Here is an 18,380-nt window from a genome sequence, read left to right as displayed (position 1 = left end):
CGATACGCAACATGGTCGGCTCGGTGGCCGGTCGCGTCAAGGGCGGTCGGGCGCGTGTGAGTACAGTCGCGCGCGCAACCGTCACGCATGTCGAAATCGTCATCCGCCAACTACTTGACGTATGTCTGCACATTCGCCAAGGTGTTCCACCACAAGCAATTGGGTGCACGATGCGCAACGAATTCCTGCGGAAAGGCTTGGCGCGTGGCAGACCTGTATGTGGACGGTGAATGGCGGGAGCCGGTGGCCGGCGGCCGTCGGGAAATCCGATGTCCCGCCGACGGCAGGCTTGCCGCGACCGTCTCGGAGGGGACCCGTCCCGACACCGAGGCCGCGATCGGCGCCGCCCGCCGCGCCTTCGACACAGGACCCTGGCCGCGTACCCCCGAACGGGAGCGCGGCGCGCTGCTGCTGCGCACCGCCGACATCATCGAGCGCGACGCCAAGGAGTTCGCCCGCGCCGAGTCCCTCGACACCGGCAAGCGGCTGGTGGAGAGCGAGTACGACATCGCCGATGTCGTTTCGTGTTTTCGGCACTACGGCGGGATCGGGGGCACGGACGCCGGGCGGGTCATCGACACCGGGCGCGACGATGCCGTAAGCAGAGTGGTGTACGAACCCGTCGGTGTGTGCGGCCTCATCACCCCCTGGAACTACCCCCTCCTGCAAGCCAGTTGGAAAGTTGCTCCGGCCCTTCTCGCCGGTAACACCTTCGTCCTCAAGCCCAGTGAGTTGACCCCCTCCACCTCCATCCTGCTCGTGCGGGCGCTCGCCGAGGCCGGGCTTCCCGCCGGGGTCGCCAACCTCGTCCTGGGGGCCGGGCCCGAGGTCGGGGCGCCGCTCTCCGAGCATCCCGCCGTCGACATGGTGTCTTTCACCGGCGGCCTGGAGACCGGGAAACGGATCATGGCCACCGCCGCCGCGGGCGTTAAGAAGGTGGCCCTGGAGCTCGGCGGGAAGAACCCCAACGTCGTGTTCGCCGACGCCGACTTCGAGACGGCCGTGGACTTCGCCCTCACGGCCGTCTTTCTGCACTCCGGGCAGGTCTGTTCCGCCGGGGCCCGGCTCATCGTCGAGGACTCCATCCACGATCGGTTCGTGGGTGAGGTGGTGCGGCGGGCCGCGCAGATTCGGCTTGGTGGGCCCTTTGATCCTGACGCCGAGACCGGGGCTCTGATCTCCGCCCAGCATCTTGAGAAGGTCGAGGCGTACGTCGCCGCCGGGCTCGCCGAGGGGGCCGTGCTGCGGTGCGGGGGTGCGCGGCCGGACGATCCCGCCCTCGCCGACGGGCACTACTACCCGCCCACCGTCCTCGACGAGTGCACGCAGGACATGCGGGTCGTGCACGAGGAGTCCTTCGGGCCCGTGCTCACCGTGGAGCGGTTCAGCGGCGACGAGGACGATGCCGTACGCATCGCCAACGACACCGAGTACGGGCTCGCGGGGGCCGTGTGGACACAGGATGCCGGGAAGGCCCAGCGGGTCGCCCGGCGGCTGCGGCACGGCACCGTGTGGATCAACGACTACCACCCCTATGTGCCGCAGGCGGAATGGGGTGGCTTCGGGCACTCGGGCGTGGGCCGGGAACTGGGACCGTCCGGCCTGGACGAGTACCGAGAGCCCAAGCACATCTGGCAGAACATCCAACCCCGGCCGCAGCACTGGTTCCGCGGCTGAACGCCGAAAAGAGGTCGATCGTGACCCCAGTACAGACCGAGGTGCCGCAGCGGCGCGGCACACCCCAGGACTCGGACGGCACGCCGGTCATCTCCGTGCGCGGCCTGTGGAAGGTGTTCGGACCGAAGGCAGACCGGGTGCCGGAGTCGGAGGAGCTGTGCGGGCTCACCCGACGCGAGCTGATGGACCGTACGGGATGCACCGCCGCCGTACGGGACGTGCACTTCGACGTGTCCCCCGGCGAGGTGTTCGTCGTCATGGGTCTGTCCGGGTCCGGGAAGTCGACCCTCGTGCGATGTCTCACCCGGCTGATCGAACCCACCGCCGGGGAGATCGTCTTCGAGGGCGAGAACATCCGGGACGCCGACGACAAGCGGCTGCGCGAGCTGCGTCGGCAGAAGTTCTCCATGGTCTTCCAGCACTTCGGACTGCTGCCTCACCGGCGGGTCGTCGACAACGTCGGCTTCGGGCTCGAGATACGTGGCATGGGTCGGGCCGAGCGCATGAAGCGGGCGCTTGAGGTTGTTGAGCTTGTCGGTCTCTCCGGGTACGAGAACTCCTACCCCGACCAGCTCTCCGGTGGTATGCAGCAACGCGTGGGCCTGGCACGGGCGTTGGCGGGCGACCCGGACGTCCTCTTCTTCGACGAGCCGTTCTCGGCCCTCGACCCGCTGATCCGGCGGGACATGCAGAACGAGGTCATCCGGCTGCACCACGAGGTCGGCAAGACCATGGTCTTCATCACCCACGATCTGTCCGAGGCCCTCAAGCTGGGCGACCGCATCCTCATCATGCGCGACGGCAAGATGGTCCAGTGCGGGACGGGTGACGAGCTGGTGGGTGCCCCGGCCGACGACTACGTGCGCGAGTTCGTCAAGGACGTGCCGCGTGCCGATGTCCTCACCCTGCGCTGGATCATGCGCCCGCCGGCCGACGGCGACGCCCTCGACGGGCCCGAACTCGGGCCCGACGTCGTCGTACGGGAGGCCACCCGGGCCGTCCTCGCCGCCGAGAAGCCGGTCAAGGTCGTCGAGAACGGCAAGCTGCTCGGCATCGTCGGCGACGAGGAGATCCTCGCCGTGGTCGCCGGAGGCGGGGATCTCCCGGTCCAGAAGGGCGGCGACGCGCGATGACCGTCGCCGTGGAGAAACCCCCGACGCCCGAGCCGCCCGGGCCCGAGGACGCCGTGCCCGAGGCCGCGCCCGTCGCCGCCGTACGGCAGGTCAGCCGGCGCATGGTGGTCGGCGCGATCCTCGTCGTCTGGCTGGTGCTGTTCGCCGTACTGCGCGGCACGAACACCCTGACGCTCGCGGCGGCCGACCTCACCGGGCTGCACCGCTGGCTGAACGACGTCAACGACTCGATCGGCGCCAACCGCAACTCCAACCCGCTCTTCCTCTACTTCTTCAACGAGATCCGCCTGGTCATCGACAACCTGGTGACCTTCGTCCAGCATCTGATCTCCCAGCCCTCCGACTCCCGGCCCCTGCCGCAGATCGGGTGGCTCGGGGTCGTCGGGATCGCCGGGTTCGTGTCCTGGGCGGTCGGCAACTGGCGGGTGGCGCTGCTGACCGTCGCCGGCTTCACCTTCTTCGGGCTCCAGGGCCTGTGGCAGGAGAGCATGGACACCCTGGCGCTGGTCCTGTGCGCGGTGTTCGTGGCGCTGCTGTTCGCGATCCCGCTGGGCGTGTGGGCGGGGCTGTCCGACCGGGGCAACCGGATCATGACGCCGTTCCTCGACTTCATGCAGACGATGCCCACCATGGTCTACCTCGCCCCGCTGACCCTGTTCTTCCTCATCGGCGGCGCCTCCGCGACCATCGCCACCGTCATCTACGCGGCCCCGCCGACGATCCGTATCACCGCGCACGCCATCCGGACCGTGCCGGAGACCACCGTCGAGGCGGCCGACTCGCTGGGCGCGACCCGCTGGCAGTCGCTGCTGAAGGTCCTGCTGCCGATGTCGAAGCGGACCGTCGTGATGGGCGTCAACCAGACCATCATGGCCGCCCTCGCCATGGTGACCATCGCCGCCCTGATCGACGCGCCCGGCCTCGGCAAGACCGTCATGCAGGCGCTCCAGTCGCTCGACGTGGGTACGGCCTTCAACGCGGGCCTCGCCATCGTCGTCATGGCCATCGTCCTGGACCGGGTCACGACCGCGGCGAGCGTACGGGAGGAGGCGGCCCGGCGCTCGGCGGGCCCGCTCCTCGCCCGGCGACGGCAGCTGGTGGTCGCGGGAGCGGCGGTCGCCGCGGTTCTCGTCTACCTCTCGCACACCTACGTATGGGCGGCGGAGTTCCCCGGCGAGGGCGATGTCGGCAGCTCCGTCGCGAGCGCCGCCGACACCGCGAGCACCTGGGTGCAGGACAACCTGTCCGGCCTCACCAACGCCTTCCGCGACGCCCTCACCAACGGTCTGCTCAACCCGTTCCAGTCACTGCTCACCGACTCGCCCTGGTGGCTCGTCGGCGCGGTCCTGATCGGGCTCGGCGTGGTGTTCGGCGGCTGGCGGGCGGGGGTGACCACGGCGGTGTGCGTCGGGCTGCTCCTGGCGACCGGTGTGTGGTCGGACAGCATGACGACACTGGCGTCCACGCTCGTGGCCACGGTCATGACGATGCTGCTGGCGGTGGTCGTGGGGGTGTGGATGGGGCGCAGTCCGCTCGCGGACCGGCTCATCCGGCCCACCCTCGACGCGGCACAGGTCATGCCGCCGTTCGTGTACCTCGTACCGTTCCTCGCGCTGTTCGGCGCGACCCGCTTCACGGCGATCGTCGCCGCGATCGTCTACGCGGCGCCCGTCGCCATGAAGATCATCGCGGACGGTATACGGAACGTCCCCGCGACCACCGTGGAGGCGGCCACCTCCGCCGGGTGCAACACCTGGCAGATCATCACCAAGGTCCAGCTGCCGATGGCACGCGGCGCCCTGACCCTCGCCACCAACCAGGGTCTGATCTACGTGCTGTCGATGGTTGTTGTGGGCGGCCTGGTAGGCGCGGGCGCCCTCGGCTACGACGTCGTGGCCGGCTTCTCGCAGGGGCAGCTGTACGGGAAGGGGCTGGCCGCGGGGCTGGCCATCGTCCTTCTCGGAGTCATGTTCGACCGGATCACTCAAGCAGCGGCGCGGCGTGCCGGGGCGTAAGGGAGCTACCACCATGGCAAGGCAAGCAACAAAGTGGAGAGTCGGCGCGGCCGGCGTAGTGGTGCTGGGCCTCGCCCTCACCGCCTGCGGTGGCGCGAAGGTCGGCGACAGCTCATCGGGCTCCGACACTTCTTCTTCCGGGTCCTCGGGCAAGTGCGGCACCTTCAACCTCGCGGTCAACCCGTGGGTCGGCTACGAGGCGAACGCGGCGGTCGTCGCGTACGTCGCGGAGAACGACCTCGGGTGCAAGGTCACCAAGAAGGACCTCAAGGAGGAGATCGCCTGGCAGGGGTTCGGGACGGGTGAGGTCGACGCCGTCATCGAGAACTGGGGCCACGACGACCTGAAGAAGAAGTACATCACCGACCAGAAGACGGCCGTCGAGGCCGGGGTGACCGGCAACGAAGGTCTGATCGGCTGGTACGTGCCGCCGTGGCTGGCCAAGGCGCACCCCGACATCACCGACTGGAACAACCTCGACAAGTACGCGGCGAAGTTCAAGACGTCGGAGTCGGGCGGCAAGGGGCAGCTTCTCGACGGTGACCCGTCGTTCGTCACGAACGACGAGGCGTTGGTGAAGAACCTGAAGCTGGACTTCAAGGTGGTGTACGCGGGGAGTGAGACGGCGCTCATCCAGGCCTTCCGCAAGGCGGAGAAGGACAAGGAATGGGTGATCGGCTACTTCTACGAGCCGCAGTGGTTCATGGCCGAGGTGCCGCTGGTGAAGGTCAAGCTGCCGGAGTACACGGCGGGTTGTGACGCGGACGCGGAGAAGGTCGCGTGCGACTACCCCGTGTACAAGCTGGACAAGATCGTCAGCGCGAAGTTCGCGAAGTCGGGGAGCCCGGCGTACGACCTGGTGAAGAACTTCACCTGGACGAACGACGATCAGAACACCGTGGCGAAGTACATAGCCGAGGACAAGATGACGCCGGAGGCGGCGGCGAAGAAGTGGGTCGACGCGAACCGGGCGAAGGTGGACGCCTGGATCAAGTAGGTCCTGAGGTCGGGTTGAACATGACTGCCCGGTGGGCGGGGCACGCACGCGTGCGCCGTCTGCCGGGCATTGGTGTGTTTTCGCCCCCGCCGCCCTTACCCGTTCCCATCCTCGGGGGCGCTGCCCCCGAACCCCCTTTGTCCTCAAACGCTGGACGGGCTGGGTAGTCAGCCCGTCCGGCGTTTGAGGACAAGGCCCGTTCAGGGCCGTAGCGGGGGTCTGGGGGTGCAGCCCCCAGGGATGGGACGGGTAGGGGCGGCGGGGGCGAAACAAACCCCTTCTCCTGGCTTTCGGAGCCTCTTGACACCTACCTGCACGGAAGGCACATTGAGTTGCGCAACCTGAATCATGTTGCGTAGACAGCAACTGAACCGGAGGTGCGGCGATGGCGGGACCCCGAGTGGTCATCATCGGAGCGGGCGTCGTTGGCGCGGCACTCGCGGACGAGATCTCCGCACGAGGCTGGACCGAAGTGACCGTGGTCGACCAGGGACCGCTCCCCGCCACCGGGGGGTCGTCGTCCCACGCCCCGGGTCTGGTCTTCCAGACGAACTCGTCCAAGACGATGACCGAACTGGCCCGCTACACCGTCGAGAAGTTCTGCTCCCTCGACGTAGACGGCAAGCCCTGCTTCCTCCAGGTCGGCGGCCTGGAAGTCGCCACCACCCCCGAACGCCTCACCGAACTCCACCGCCGCCACGGCTGGATCACCGCCTGGGGCATCGAGGCGCGTCTGCTGACCGCCGACGAGTGTGTCGAGCAGCACCCGCTCGTCAACCCCGACCGCGTCCTGGGCGGCCTCCTCGTCCCCACCGACGGCCTCGCCAAAGCGGTCCTCGCCGTCGAGGCCCAGATCCGCCGCGCCACCGAACGCGGCGTGACCTTCCTGCCCCGCCACGAGGTACTCGACGTTCAGCAGGCCGGTGGTCAGGTCACGGGTGTCGTCACCGACCAGGGTGAAATCCCTGCCGACATCGTCGTGTGCTGCGCCGGTATCTGGGGTCCGAAGATCGCCCGTATGGTCGGGCTGAATCTCCCCCTCACTCCCCTCGCGCATCAACTCGCCTGGACCGGGCCGGTACCGGCGTTGGCAGGCCAGACGGAGGAGGCGGTCCGGCCGATCCTGCGTCACCAGGACGCCGACCTCTACTACCGCGACCGCTTCGACGCCATCGGCATCGGCTACTACGGCCACCGCCCGATGCCGATCACCGCCGACGAGATCCTCTCCTTCGACGAGGCGGACACGGCCGGGGGAATGCCCTCGGTGCTGAAGTTCACCGAGGACGACTTCGAGCCCGCCTGGACGGAAACCCAGTCGCTCCTCCCCGCCACCAAGGACGCGAAGGTCGAGGAGGGCATCAACGGCCTGTTCTCCTTCACCACCGACAACTTCCCCCTCCTCGGCGAGTCCCCGGACGTCAAGGGCTTCTGGGTCGCGGAGGCGGTCTGGGTCACCCACTCCGCGGGCGTCGGCCGTGCCGTCGCCGAGCTGCTGGTCGACGGCCACTGCTCCTCCTTCGACCTGCACGAGTGCGACCTCAACCGCTTCGAACCGCACCAGCTGTCCCCGGAGTACGTCCTGGCCCGCGACTGCCAGAACTTCGTGGAGGTGTACGACATCCTCCACCCCCTCCAGCCGTCCGGGCACCCCCGCCCGATCCGCACCAGCCCCTTCCACACCCGCCAGCGCGAACTGGGCGCCTTCTTCCTGGAGGCGAACGGCTGGGAGCGCCCGCAGTGGTACGAGGCCAACGCGGGCCTGGTGACGGGCCGTTCCGTGCCCACCCCGAACGACTGGGCGGCCCAGTACTGGTCCCCGATCGTCGGAGCCGAGGCCCAGGCGACCCGCGAGACGGTCGCGATGTACGACATGACGGCCCTCAAGCGCCTGGAGGTCACCGGCCCCGGCGCCGCCGACTTCCTGGAGGGCCTGACCACCAGCAAGGTGGCCAAGTCGGTCGGCTCGGTCACGTACACGCTGCTCCTGGACCACGACGGCGGCATCCGCAGCGACATCACGGTCGCCCGCCTCGCCCGTGACCTCTTCCAGGTCGGCGCCAACGGCAACCTGGACCTCGACTGGTTCACCCGCCACCTCCCGGCCGACGGCACGGTCCAGGTCCGCGACATCACCCCGGGTACGTGCTGTGTCGGCCTGTGGGGCCCGCTGGCCCGCAAGGTCCTCCAGCCCCTGACGGACGAGGACTTCTCGAACGACGGCCTGAAGTATTTCCGCGCCAAGCGCGCCTACATCGGCAGCGTCCCGGTGACGGCGATGCGTCTGTCGTACGTCGGCGAACTCGGCTGGGAGCTGTACACGACCGCCGACCAGGGCCAGAAACTCTGGGACACCCTCTGGCAGGCGGCACAGCCCCTGGGCGGCATCGTGGCGGGCCGCGGCGCCTTCAACAGCCTCCGCCTGGAGAAGGGGTACCGCTCCTTCGGCACCGACATGACGTACGAGCACGACCCGTACGAGGCCGGCGTCGGCTTCGCCGTCAAGCTCGACAAGGGCGAATTCATCGGCAAGGCGGCCCTGGAACGCCGTAAGACCGATGTACGACGGAAGCTGACCTGCCTGACCATCGAGGACCCGCGACAGGTGGTCATGGGCAAGGAGCCGGTGTACGAGGGGGAGCGGGCCGTCGGCTATGTGACGAGCGCCGCGTACGGCTACACGATCGGCAAGGGCATCGCGTATGCGTGGTTGCCCGTCGAACTGGCCGCCCCCGGCACGGTGTTGCACATCGGCTACTTCGACGAGCGCGTCGAGGCGGTGGTCGCCGAAGAGCCCCTGTTCGACCCGACGATGTCCCGCCTCCGGGGCTAGGCCCCAGTCCACTCATGGCAGCAGAAGACGGAGACGCGCGATGAGCCCCCGTACACCCGGCGCCGAACTGCCGGAGCACCCCGACTGGCTGTGGCGGACGCCCGAGCCGAAGCGCAGCTATGACGTCGTCATCGTGGGCGGCGGTGGGCACGGTCTCGCCACGGCTCACTATCTGGCGAAGAACCACGGCATCACGAATGTCGCCGTGCTGGAGAAGGGCTGGCTGGCGGGCGGCAACATGGCCCGCAACACCACGATCATCCGCTCGAACTACCTGTGGGACGAGAGCGCGGGGATCTACGAGCACGCGCTGAAGCTGTGGGAGGGACTGGAGGAGGAGCTGGACTACCCCATCCTCTTCTCGCAGCGAGGCGTGCTGAACCTGGCCCACAGCCTCCAGGACGTCCGCGACAGCGTGCGCCGGGTCGAGGCGAACCGCCTCAACGGCGTGGACGCCGAATGGCTCGACGAACGGCAGGTCAAGGAGGTCTGCCCGATCGTCAACATCTCACCGGACGTGCGCTATCCGGTGATGGGCGGTACGTATCAGCCCCGCGCCGGGATCGCGAAGCACGACCACGTGGCGTGGGGGCTGGCCCGCTCGGCGGACGCGGCGGGCATCGACATCATCCAGAACTGCGAGGTCACGGGTCTGGACGTGGTCGGGGGGAGGGTGGTCGGGGTCCAGACGACTCTGGGTCCGATCGCGGCGGGCAAGGTGGCACTGTGCTCGGCGGGCCACACCTCGGTCCTGGCGGCGATGGCGGGCATCGAACTCCCGCTCCAGAGCCACCCGTTGCAGGCCCTGGTCTCCGAACTGCTGGAGCCGGTGCATCCGACGGTGGTGATGTCCAACGCGGTGCACGTGTACGTCAGCCAGGCGCACAAGGGCGAGTTGGTGATGGGTGCGGGCATCGACTCGTACAACTCCTATACGCAGCGCGGCGCGTTCCACATCATCGAGGAGCAGATGTCGGCGGCCCTGGAGCTGTTCCCGGTGTTCGCGCGGGCGCATGTGCTGCGCACGTGGGGCGGCATCGTGGACGTGAGCCCGGACGCGTCGCCGATCGTCGGCCTGACCCCGGTGGACAACCTGTACCTGAACTGCGGCTGGGGAACGGGCGGTTTCAAGGCCACCCCGGGTGTCGGCTGGGTCTACGCCCACACGATCGCCCACGACACGCCCCACCCGCTCAACGCCCCCTTCTCGCTCGACCGTTTCACCACCGGCGCGCTCGTCGACGAGCACGGCGCGGCCGCGGTGGCCCACTAGGGATCCTCAAGGGAGCCGAACGACATGCTGCTCATCCCCTGCCCGTGGTGCGGGCCCCGCGACGAGGCCGAGTTCCACTACGGCGGCCAGGCCCACGTCCCCTACCCGGAGAACCCGTCGGCCCTGACCGACGAGGAGTGGGCCCGGTACCTGTTCTTCCGCGCCAACCCGAAGGGCCCGTTCGCCGAACGCTGGACCCACTCGGCGGGCTGCCGCAGGTGGTTCAACGCCGTTCGGGACACGGGGACAAACGAGATCCTGGCGGTGTACAGGGCGGGGGAGGACCGTCCAGCAGCTCCGGTACCTGTCGAGGCAGGGGGCGCGTTTTCAGCCCGTCCGGCGTTTGAGGACGAGGCCCCTTCAGGGCCGACCGGGGGCCTGGGGGCAGAGCCCCCAGAAATTTCGGGAAGGGGTGGGGTGGGGGAGAAGAACCAGCCGTTCAGACTCCCGACCCGAGGCCGAACCAACCACGAAAACCCCCTCACCTTCACCTTCGACGGCACCGAATACCAGGGCTGCAAAGGCGACACCCTCGCCTCCGCCCTCCTCGCCAACGGCATCATCCACACTGGCACCAGCATCAAACTCGGCCGCCCCCGAGGCATCTTCTCTGCCGGCCCGGAGGAACCCAACGCGGTCATCCAGATCGAGGCCCCGTTCCCCGAACCGATGCTCCCCGCCACCACGGTGGAGCTGTACGACGGCCTGGTCGCGACCAGCCTCCCCGGCCAGGGCCGCCTCGCCGCCACCCCCGACCCCGCCCGCTACGACGCCGTACACGCCCACTGCGACGTACTGATCGTCGGTGCGGGCCCCGCAGGCCTCGCAGCGGCGGCGACCGCCGCCCGCACCGGCGCCCGGGTGATCCTCGCGGACGACCGCCCGCAGCCGGGCGGCAGCCTCCTGGGCACGGGTGAGCACCTCGACTGGGTGGACGAGACAGTCACCCACCTCGAAACGGCCCCCGACGTACGCGTCCTGCCCCGCACCACCGTCTTCGGCTACTACGACGACAACCACCTCCTCGCCGTCGAACGCCGTACCAACCACCTGGGCGCGGCCGCCCCCGCGAACGTCTCCCGCGAGCGCGTCTGGCGTATCCGAGCCCGCCGCGTCGTCCTCGCGACCGGCGCCCACGAACGCTCGCTGGCCTTCGCGGACAACGACCGCCCCGGCGTGATGCTCGCCGCCTCGGCGCGTACGTACGTCAACCGCCACGGCGTTCTGCCCGGCCGCAGGGCGGTCGTGTTCACCACGAACGACAGCGCGTACGCGGCGGCACTGGACCTCGCCGCAGCTGGTGCGGACGTACCGGCGATAGTCGACACCCGCACCGACCCGGGCGAGTGGGCGGACCGTGCGAGGTCGGCCGGCATCGAGGTGCTGGCCGGATACGCGGTCGTAGGCACGGAGGGCGACGCGCGCCTGACGGCCGTAACGGTCGCCCCGTACGGAGAGTCCGACGGAGAACTCACCGGAGGACAGCGGGAGTTCGCCGCCGACCTCCTCCTCGTCTCCGGCGGCTGGAACCCGGTGGCCCACCTGTTCAGCCAGGCCGGCGGCAAGCTCCGCCACGACGACGCGCTCGGCACCTTCGTCCCCGACAGCTGTCGGCAGGCCGTCGATGTCGCGGGCAGCGCGACCGGCGTCCTGGATCTGCCGACGGTCCTCGCCCAGGGCGTGGCCGCCGCGTCCCGGGCGGTCGAGGCGGAGGGCTACACGCCCCGGGAACCGAACCTCCCCACCCCGGCCGTGGAACCCCACACCCCGCCCATGCACGTGTACGCGATCCCGGACGCCTCCGACACCCGCTCGTTCGTCGACCTCCAGCGTGATGTCACCGTCGACGACCTGGCCCGCGCGACCGGCGCCGGTATGCGCTCGGTCGAGCACACCAAGCGCTACACGACAGCCGGTACCGCCAACGACCAGGGCAAGACGTCCGGGCTGCTGGCCAGCGGCATCGTCGCCGCACTGCTCGGCGTCGACATCTCGGCGCTCGGCACGACCACGTTCCGGCCGCCGTACACGCCCGTCTCCTTCGCCGCCCTCGCGGGCCGCGACCGGGGCGCGCTGCACGACCCGATCCGGACGACCGCCCTGCACTCCTGGCATGTCGAGCAGGGCGCGCTGTTCGAGAACGTCGGCCAGTGGAAGCGCCCCTGGTACTACCCGCAGCCCGGCGAGGACATGGAGGCCGCCGTCCTGCGCGAGTGCGCCGCCGCTCGCGACAGCGTGGCCTTCATGGACGCCTCCACGCTCGGCAAGATCGACGTACAGGGCCCGGACGCGGGTGTCTTCCTCGACCTGCTCTACACCAACATGATGAGCACCCTGAAGGTCGGCATGATCCGCTACGGCGTGATGTGCCGCCCGGACGGCATGGTCTTCGACGACGGTACGGTCATCCGCCTCGCCCAGGACCGCTTCCTGGTCACCACGACGACGGGCAACGCCGCCGCCGTACTGGACTGGATGGAGGAGTGGTCCCAGACCGAGTGGCCGGACCTGCGCGTCCACTGCACGTCGGTGACCGAGCAGTGGGCCACGGTGGCTCTCGTCGGCCCGCGCTCCCGGGATGTGCTGGGTTCCCTCGCACCCCAACTGGCTGTCGCCAACGACGACTTCCCCTTCATGGCCTGGCGCGAGACCCCCGTCGCGGGCATCGACGCACGCGTGTGCCGGATCAGCTTCTCCGGCGAACTGGCCTACGAGATCAACGTGTCACCGTGGGAGGCCCGCGCCCTCTGGGAGGCGCTGTACGAGGCCGGCGCCCCGTACGGCATCACGCCCTACGGCACCGAGACCATGCACGTCCTGCGCGCCGAGAAGGGCTACCCGATCATCGGCCAGGACACCGACGGCACGGTAACTCCGCAGGATCTCGGCATGAGTTGGGTGGTGTCGAAGAAGAAGCCCGACTTCATCGGCAAGCGGTCGTACGCCCGTGCCGACGCCGTCCGTCCCGACCGCAAGCACCTGGTGGGCCTGCTCCCGGACGACCCCGGCACGTTCCTCCCCGAGGGCACCCAACTGGTCGCCGACAGCGTGCTGCCCGCGCCGCCCGTCCCGATGCTCGGCCATGTCACCTCCAGCTACCGCAGCGCCGCCCTGGGCCGGACCTTCGCCCTCGCCCTGATCAAGGGCGGCCGGGAACGCGTGGGTGAACGCCTGTACGCCCCCGTCGGTGACCGGCTGGTCCCGGTGACCGTCGCGAGCCCCGTCCTCTACGACCCCGAGGGAGCCCGCCGAGATGGCTGACACCACCACCCTGCTCCGCAGCCCCGTGTCCCCTTTGTCCGACGCGGCCGACCGTCTCGCCGCCGCGACCCGCACCTCCGGGGGCGCGGTCCGGCTGGCCGAACTCCCCTTCCTGGCCCAGCTGAACGTGCGCCTCGACGCCAAGGGAGCGGCGGCGGACGCCGTCGGCCTTGCGCTGGGCGTCCCGCTGCCCGTCACCCCCAACACCGCTGTCCGGGCAGGGGAATTGGTCGCCCTGTGGCTCGGCCCCGACGAGTGGCTGCTGGTGGGCCCGCCCGGCGCCGAACGGGACCTGGAAGGCCGTATCCGGGAGGCGGCCGGGGACGAACCGGTGTCCGTCACCGACGTCTCCGCCCAGCGCACCACCCTCCTCGTCACGGGCCCGAGCGCCCGCGACCTCCTGGCCCACGGCTGCGCCCTCGACCTGCACCCGCGCGCCTTCGGCCCCGGCCACTGCGCCCAGACGACCCTCGGCCGCACCCAGGTCGTCCTGGTCGCCCGGGACGAACCCAGGGCCGGCTTCTGGGTCCTGGTCCGCTCGTCCTTCGCCGGCTATCTGACGGACTGGCTGCTGGACGCGGCGACGGAGTACATCGCCTGACGGTCGGGCCGGGGTGCGTCGCTTGCCGGTCGGGCGGGAGTGGATTGCCTGTCGGTCGGGCCGGAGTGCGTCGCCTGACGCTCAGGCCGCAGTGCGCCTCCCGCCTGTCGGGCCGGAATGCGCCTCCCGCCGGTCGGGCGGGAGTGGATTGCCTGTCGGTCGGGCGGGAGTGCGTCGCCTGACGCTCAGGCCGCAGTGCGCCTCCCGCCTGTCGGGCCGGAATGCACCGCCCGCCGGTCGGGCCGGAGTGCATTGCCCGCCGGTCAGGCCTTCGGCAGCAGTACGATCCCGTCCTGGTCGGCGTGCAGGATGTCGCCGGGGCCGAAGGTGACCCCGCCGAACGTCACGGGTACGTCGACCGCGCCCGCGCCCCGCCTTCGCGCTCTTGCGCGGGTTGGTGCCCAGCGCCTGCACCGCGCCGAGCTCGATCCCGGCCAGGACGGCGCTGTCTCGGACGGCGCCGCGGATCACCACGCCGGCCCAGCCGTTCTCCCGCGCCCGCCCGGCCATCAGGTCCCCGACGAGCGCGGTGCGCAGCGAGGCCCCGCCGTCGACGACCACGACACAGCCCTCGCCGGGGGTGCGGAGCAGCTCGTGCAGCAGGGCGTTGTCCTCGGTTCACGGACGTCGATCGTCTGGACGTCCGGGCGAGGCCTGTCCTAGGGTGCAAGGCGTATAGCAAGCGCTTTCTGACCTGACCTGGCCTGGCTCGGCTTGGCCACCCCACACTCACACGCTCAGCTCCGTGACCGGCTGCGCGAAGAGCCGAAGCGGGGCGCCGGGCGGAAAGGGAGCGTCTCGTGCCGCACCACGAACCCCGGAACCGGTCGCAGCAACCACAACCGCCGCAAGCCCCGTCCCTGCCATGGACCCGCAAGTCGTTCCTGCGGGGCCTGGCCGCCGCCGGAGCGACCCCGCTGCTCCCCGGGCTGCTTCCCGCAACCGCCCACGCCGCGCCCCCTGATCTCACCGGCAGACCCGAATTCCCGTTGGTTCAGGGCGGGTTGGCCACCGATGTCTACGTGGACGCGGCCGACGACCCCGCCGTAATCCGCGCGGCCGGTGACCTTCAGGCGGACGTCGAACGGGTCACCGGCATCCGCCCCCAGCTGGTCCACGCCCTGCCCCAGCAGGTGCCGCACCTCGTCGTGATCGGCACGATCGGCGCGAGCCCGGTCATCGACGGACTCATCGCCCAGGGTCGACTCAACGTCTCCCGGGTGAAGGGGAGTTGGGAGGCGTCGGTCACTCAGGTGGTCGACCGTCCGCTCCCCGGGGTGGACCGCGCCCTGGTGATCGCGGGCAGCGACCGGCGCGGCACGGTCTACGGGATCTACGACACCTCGGAACGCATCGGCGTCTCCCCTTGGTACTGGTGGGCGGACGTACCGGTGGAGCACCGCGACGAGGTGACCGTGCCGACGGGCCCCTTCGTCCGCCGTGAGCCCTCGGTCCGCTACCGGGGCATCTTCGTCAACGACGAGCAGAACCTGACCACTTGGTCCCACCGCACCCAGGAGCCGGACAAGAACATCGGCCCCGAGACGTACAAGCGCGTCTTCGAACTGCTCCTCCGCCTCAAGGCCAACTACCTCTGGCCGGCCATGCATCCGTACTCCGACTTCTTCAACAAGCACCGGGAGAACCCCGAACTCGCCGAGCAGTACGGGATAGTCGTCGGCTCCAGCCACCCCGAGGCGCTGCTGCGCAACGGCGTCCACGAATGGGACCCGTGGGCGGCCGAGCACCGGAACGCCGACGGCACCCTGCCGGTGTACGACTACACGGTGAACCCCGGTGTCATCTCGGACTACTGGAGAGCCCGGGCCCGCCAGAACGCCTCGTACGAGAGCAGCTGGACGCTCGGGATGCGCGGTCTGCACGACACGGCGCTGGAGACGAAGTACGCCACGACGATCCCCGAGAAGGTCGTGGTGATGAACGACATCATCGCCGACCAGCGCCGCATCCTGACCGAGGAGGTCGGCCAGGCTGCCGAACCGCAGATCTTCATCCCGTACAAGGAGGTGCTGGACCTCTACAACGCGGGCGTCCAGGTGCCCGACGACGTCACGCTCATCTGGCCGGACGACAACCACGGCAACATGCGCCAGCTGCCGAACGACACCGAGCGGCGGCGCGAAGGCGGCAACGGCATCTACTACCACCTGTCCTACTGGGGTCGCCCGAAGAGCTATCTGTGGCTGGACACCACCCAACTCGCCAAGGTCTGGCAGGAGTTGCGCCGGGTGTACGAGCACGGTGCCGACCGTATGTGGATCTTCAACGTGGGGGACGTCAAGTCGATCGAGACCGGGCTGTCCTTCGCCATGGATGTCGCCTGGGACGTGGACAGGTGGGGCGCGGACGACGTGGAGGGATTCCTGGTCGAGTGGGCGGGGCGGCAGTTCGGGCGTCGGCACGGTCGCGAGATCGCCGCGATCCGTACCGAGTACTACCGCCTCGCCGCCGAACTGCGGCCGGAGTTCATCGCCAAGGGGCTGGTCTCGGTGGTCCACCACGGTGACGAGGCGGGGCGCCGGACGGACGCCTACGCCCAACTCCTCGAACGGGCCCGGACCTTGGGCGCCAAGCTGCCCGAGGCCTACTGGGACGCCTACTTCGAGCTGGTCGAATACCCGGTGCACGGCGCCTACTTGATGAACCTGAAGTACTACTGGGCGGACCGCAACGCCCTCGCGCTCCGTCAGGGACGCGGCGCCGGGACCAACCACTTCGCGGACCTGGCCGAGGCGGCGCACGCGACCGAGGTGGCGCTCACCAAGCGCTACAACACCGAGGTCGCGGGCGGGAAATGGGACGGGATCATCAACCCGTACCCCTCGCAGATCCCGAAGGCGCCGGGCCGCCCGGCCGTCAGCAGGGTCGCTCGGCAGGAGACGTCCGGGCTGGGGGTGGCGTCCGAGGGCAACGAGACGGGGACGGCCCGTCCGCTGTCCTTCTTCTCCGGCACCCGGGACCGCCGCTTCGTGGACGTCTTCAACACCGGCTTTCTGGCGGTGAGTTGGACCGCCGAGGTCAGCCACCCCTGGGTCCTGCTGAGCGAGTCGGGCGGTTCCCTCACCGAACAGACCAGGGTGTGGGTGGAGATCGACTGGGACCGGGTGCCCGAGGGGACCTACGACGCGACGGTCACGGTGAGCGGGACCGACGCCGGGCAGCGTGTCGACGTACCGCTGAGTGTGCGCAACGACGGTGAACGGGCCCGCCGTTGGGATCGCGGGTACGTCGAGGCGCACGGGTACGTCTCGATCGACGCCGTGCACACCGACCGCCGGGTGGCTCGCGGCGGGGCCCGCTGGCGTACCGTGCGCGGGCTGGGCCGGCGTACCGGCGCGGTGGAGGCGGTGCCGTCGACGGCGGCGCCGGTCACCGCCGAATTCGCAGCGCGGGCAACGGAGTTGAGGTACCGGGTGCGTTTCAGCAGTACCGGCACCTTTCCGGTGACCCTCTTCCGGCTGCCGTCGCTCGACGAGCGGGGCCATCGACGGGTCGCCGTGTCTCTCGACGACCAGCCGGTGACGGTTCTGTCGGGGCAGTCCGTCGCCACGGGCAACCGGGGGGACGCCTGGGCCCGCAATGTGGAGGACGGCGTGGAGAGACTGACCGCGACCGTGGCGGTTGCCGAAGCCGGTGAGCACGTCCTCCGGGTCTTCATGGTCGACGCGGGGATCGCCGTCGACCAGATCGTCATCGACACGGGCGGACTGCCGGTCAGTTATCTGGCTCCGCCGGAGAGTTATCGGCCCGCCTAGGTAACGGTGTACATCGGATCTATCTTCAGCTTGACGTGAGCGTTGACGCCCATCTGGGCCAGTTCTAGGCTCGTCCGAAAGATAGATCCGATGAATCTCCATCCCTGGACCGTTACTGGAAGGGCTGATTTGGCATGCCCATGACTCCATCGAGGCGCACGATTCTGGCAGCCGGAGGCTTACTCGCCGGAGGCACCGCCTGGCTGACTCCCCAGGCGGCGGCCGCGGCCGCCGCCGCGTCCCCCACGGACGGCTGGACGAAGACGGCCTTCACCTACGGCATGCAGAAGCCGTGGAACCTGGCCCTGAGCGACCGGTACAGCAACAGCGGCGGCGTCCACCGCATGTGGGTCTACGACACCGACGAGCCCATGTCCGAGGGCAGTTCCACCGACCCGCGCACCGAGATGCGCTGGCGCCAGGAGTACACGTCGGGCCGCCACATGTGGGACGCCGACGTGTATCTCCCGTCCGGCACGAACGGCGCGACCTTCGTGCAGATCCTCCGTGTGATCCACCCCGAGGGCACCCCGGCAACGGACTTCATGCTCAACGCGTACAGCGGGAGCGGCGGCACGGTACGGGCGTACGACAGCACGGTCCTGAAGACCAACGCGTACGACACGTGGTTCAACGTCAAAATCGCGCACGACGCGTCGGCGGGCAGCGTGAACGTCTATTTCGACGACCAGTTGGTCCTCACGAGGGACGACCGGGGCCCCGCCACCCGGCACTTCAAGAACGGCGTCTACCACCACGGCACCGGACGGGCCGAGGCCCGCTTCCGCAACATCACGTACTGGACGCGGTGATC

General features: G+C 69.5%; 11 protein-coding genes and 1 pseudogene. 10 read left to right on the top strand and 2 right to left on the bottom strand.

Annotated features, from left to right (window positions below; genetic code table 11):
- Positions 1-204 precede the first annotated feature (204 nt).
- From ACFYXF_RS28390 to ACFYXF_RS28355, 8 genes are all read left to right on the top strand, one after another.
- Positions 205-1,677, top strand: a complete 1,473-nt coding sequence (locus ACFYXF_RS28390; protein ID WP_389353592.1) for an aldehyde dehydrogenase family protein — start codon at positions 205-207, stop codon at positions 1,675-1,677.
- Positions 1,678-1,697: 20 nt separating this feature from the next.
- Complete coding sequence (locus tag ACFYXF_RS28385) at positions 1,698-2,810, top strand: glycine betaine/L-proline ABC transporter ATP-binding protein (protein WP_358803244.1); 1,113 nt, start codon at positions 1,698-1,700, stop codon at positions 2,808-2,810.
- Entirely contained in the window at positions 2,807-4,825 is a 2,019-nt protein-coding gene (locus tag ACFYXF_RS28380; RefSeq protein WP_389353590.1) for an ABC transporter permease, read from the top strand. The genes ACFYXF_RS28385 and ACFYXF_RS28380 overlap by 4 nt, the downstream gene beginning before the upstream one ends.
- Before the next feature lie 13 nt (positions 4,826-4,838).
- A complete protein-coding gene (locus tag ACFYXF_RS28375; RefSeq protein WP_389353588.1) occupies positions 4,839-5,822 on the top strand; it encodes an ABC transporter substrate-binding protein in 984 nt (327 codons plus the stop codon).
- A 385-nt stretch (positions 5,823-6,207) separates the two neighbouring features.
- A complete protein-coding gene (locus tag ACFYXF_RS28370; protein WP_389353586.1) occupies positions 6,208-8,655 on the top strand; it encodes an FAD-dependent oxidoreductase in 2,448 nt (815 codons plus the stop codon).
- Positions 8,656-8,695: 40 nt separating this feature from the next.
- Complete coding sequence (locus ACFYXF_RS28365; RefSeq protein WP_389353584.1) at positions 8,696-9,928, top strand: sarcosine oxidase subunit beta family protein; 1,233 nt, start codon at positions 8,696-8,698, stop codon at positions 9,926-9,928.
- A gap of 24 nt (positions 9,929-9,952) precedes the next feature.
- Positions 9,953-13,189 (top strand): sarcosine oxidase subunit alpha family protein, encoded by a 3,237-nt coding sequence (locus tag ACFYXF_RS28360; RefSeq protein ID WP_389353582.1) that lies wholly within the window; start codon positions 9,953-9,955, stop codon positions 13,187-13,189.
- Positions 13,182-13,790: a sarcosine oxidase subunit gamma gene (locus tag ACFYXF_RS28355; protein ID WP_389353580.1), complete on the top strand. Its 609-nt coding sequence runs from the start codon at positions 13,182-13,184 to the stop codon at positions 13,788-13,790. The genes ACFYXF_RS28360 and ACFYXF_RS28355 overlap by 8 nt, the downstream gene beginning before the upstream one ends.
- Before the next feature lie 263 nt (positions 13,791-14,053).
- Here the strand turns inward: ACFYXF_RS28355 and ACFYXF_RS28350 are convergent, their stop codons facing one another.
- Together ACFYXF_RS28350 and ACFYXF_RS28345 are read right to left on the bottom strand one after the other, a co-directional pair.
- Positions 14,054-14,137, bottom strand: a complete 84-nt coding sequence (locus tag ACFYXF_RS28350) for a hypothetical protein (protein WP_389353914.1) — start codon at positions 14,135-14,137, stop codon at positions 14,054-14,056.
- A gap of 103 nt (positions 14,138-14,240) precedes the next feature.
- Positions 14,241-14,351, bottom strand: a pseudogene (locus ACFYXF_RS28345) (S-adenosylmethionine--2-demethylmenaquinone methyltransferase); the annotation flags it as partial.
- Positions 14,352-14,683: 332 nt separating this feature from the next.
- Here ACFYXF_RS28345 and ACFYXF_RS28340 point away from each other — a divergent pair.
- Complete coding sequence (locus ACFYXF_RS28340) at positions 14,684-17,566, top strand: glycosyl hydrolase 115 family protein (protein WP_389353912.1); 2,883 nt, start codon at positions 14,684-14,686, stop codon at positions 17,564-17,566.
- Positions 17,567-17,700: 134 nt separating this feature from the next.
- Positions 17,701-18,378: a cinnamyl alcohol dehydrogenase gene (locus tag ACFYXF_RS28335; RefSeq protein WP_389353578.1), complete on the top strand. Its 678-nt coding sequence runs from the start codon at positions 17,701-17,703 to the stop codon at positions 18,376-18,378.
- Positions 18,379-18,380: the final 2 nt, after the last annotated feature.

It is taken from the genome of Streptomyces sp. NPDC002680 (assembly GCF_042889145.1).
Taxonomy (GTDB): Bacteria; Actinomycetota; Actinomycetes; order Streptomycetales; family Streptomycetaceae; genus Streptomyces; species Streptomyces adonidis.
Note: the sequence above shows the minus strand (reverse complement) of the source record. Positions and strands in the feature narration are given on the sequence as shown.

Bases quoted from the DNA above. Each gene is read 5' to 3' on its own strand.
- ACFYXF_RS28380 (WP_389353590.1), top strand. From the start codon at position 2,807: ATGACCGTCGCCGTGGAGAAACCCCCGACGCCCGAGCCGCCCGGGCCC.
- ACFYXF_RS28375 (WP_389353588.1), top strand. From the start codon at position 4,839: ATGGCAAGGCAAGCAACAAAGTGGAGAGTCGGCGCGGCCGGCGTAGTG.
- ACFYXF_RS28370 (WP_389353586.1), top strand. From the start codon at position 6,208: ATGGCGGGACCCCGAGTGGTCATCATCGGAGCGGGCGTCGTTGGCGCG.
- ACFYXF_RS28365 (WP_389353584.1), top strand. From the start codon at position 8,696: ATGAGCCCCCGTACACCCGGCGCCGAACTGCCGGAGCACCCCGACTGG.
- ACFYXF_RS28360 (WP_389353582.1), top strand. From the start codon at position 9,953: ATGCTGCTCATCCCCTGCCCGTGGTGCGGGCCCCGCGACGAGGCCGAG.
- ACFYXF_RS28355 (WP_389353580.1), top strand. From the start codon at position 13,182: ATGGCTGACACCACCACCCTGCTCCGCAGCCCCGTGTCCCCTTTGTCC.
- ACFYXF_RS28335 (WP_389353578.1), top strand. From the start codon at position 17,701: ATGCCCATGACTCCATCGAGGCGCACGATTCTGGCAGCCGGAGGCTTA.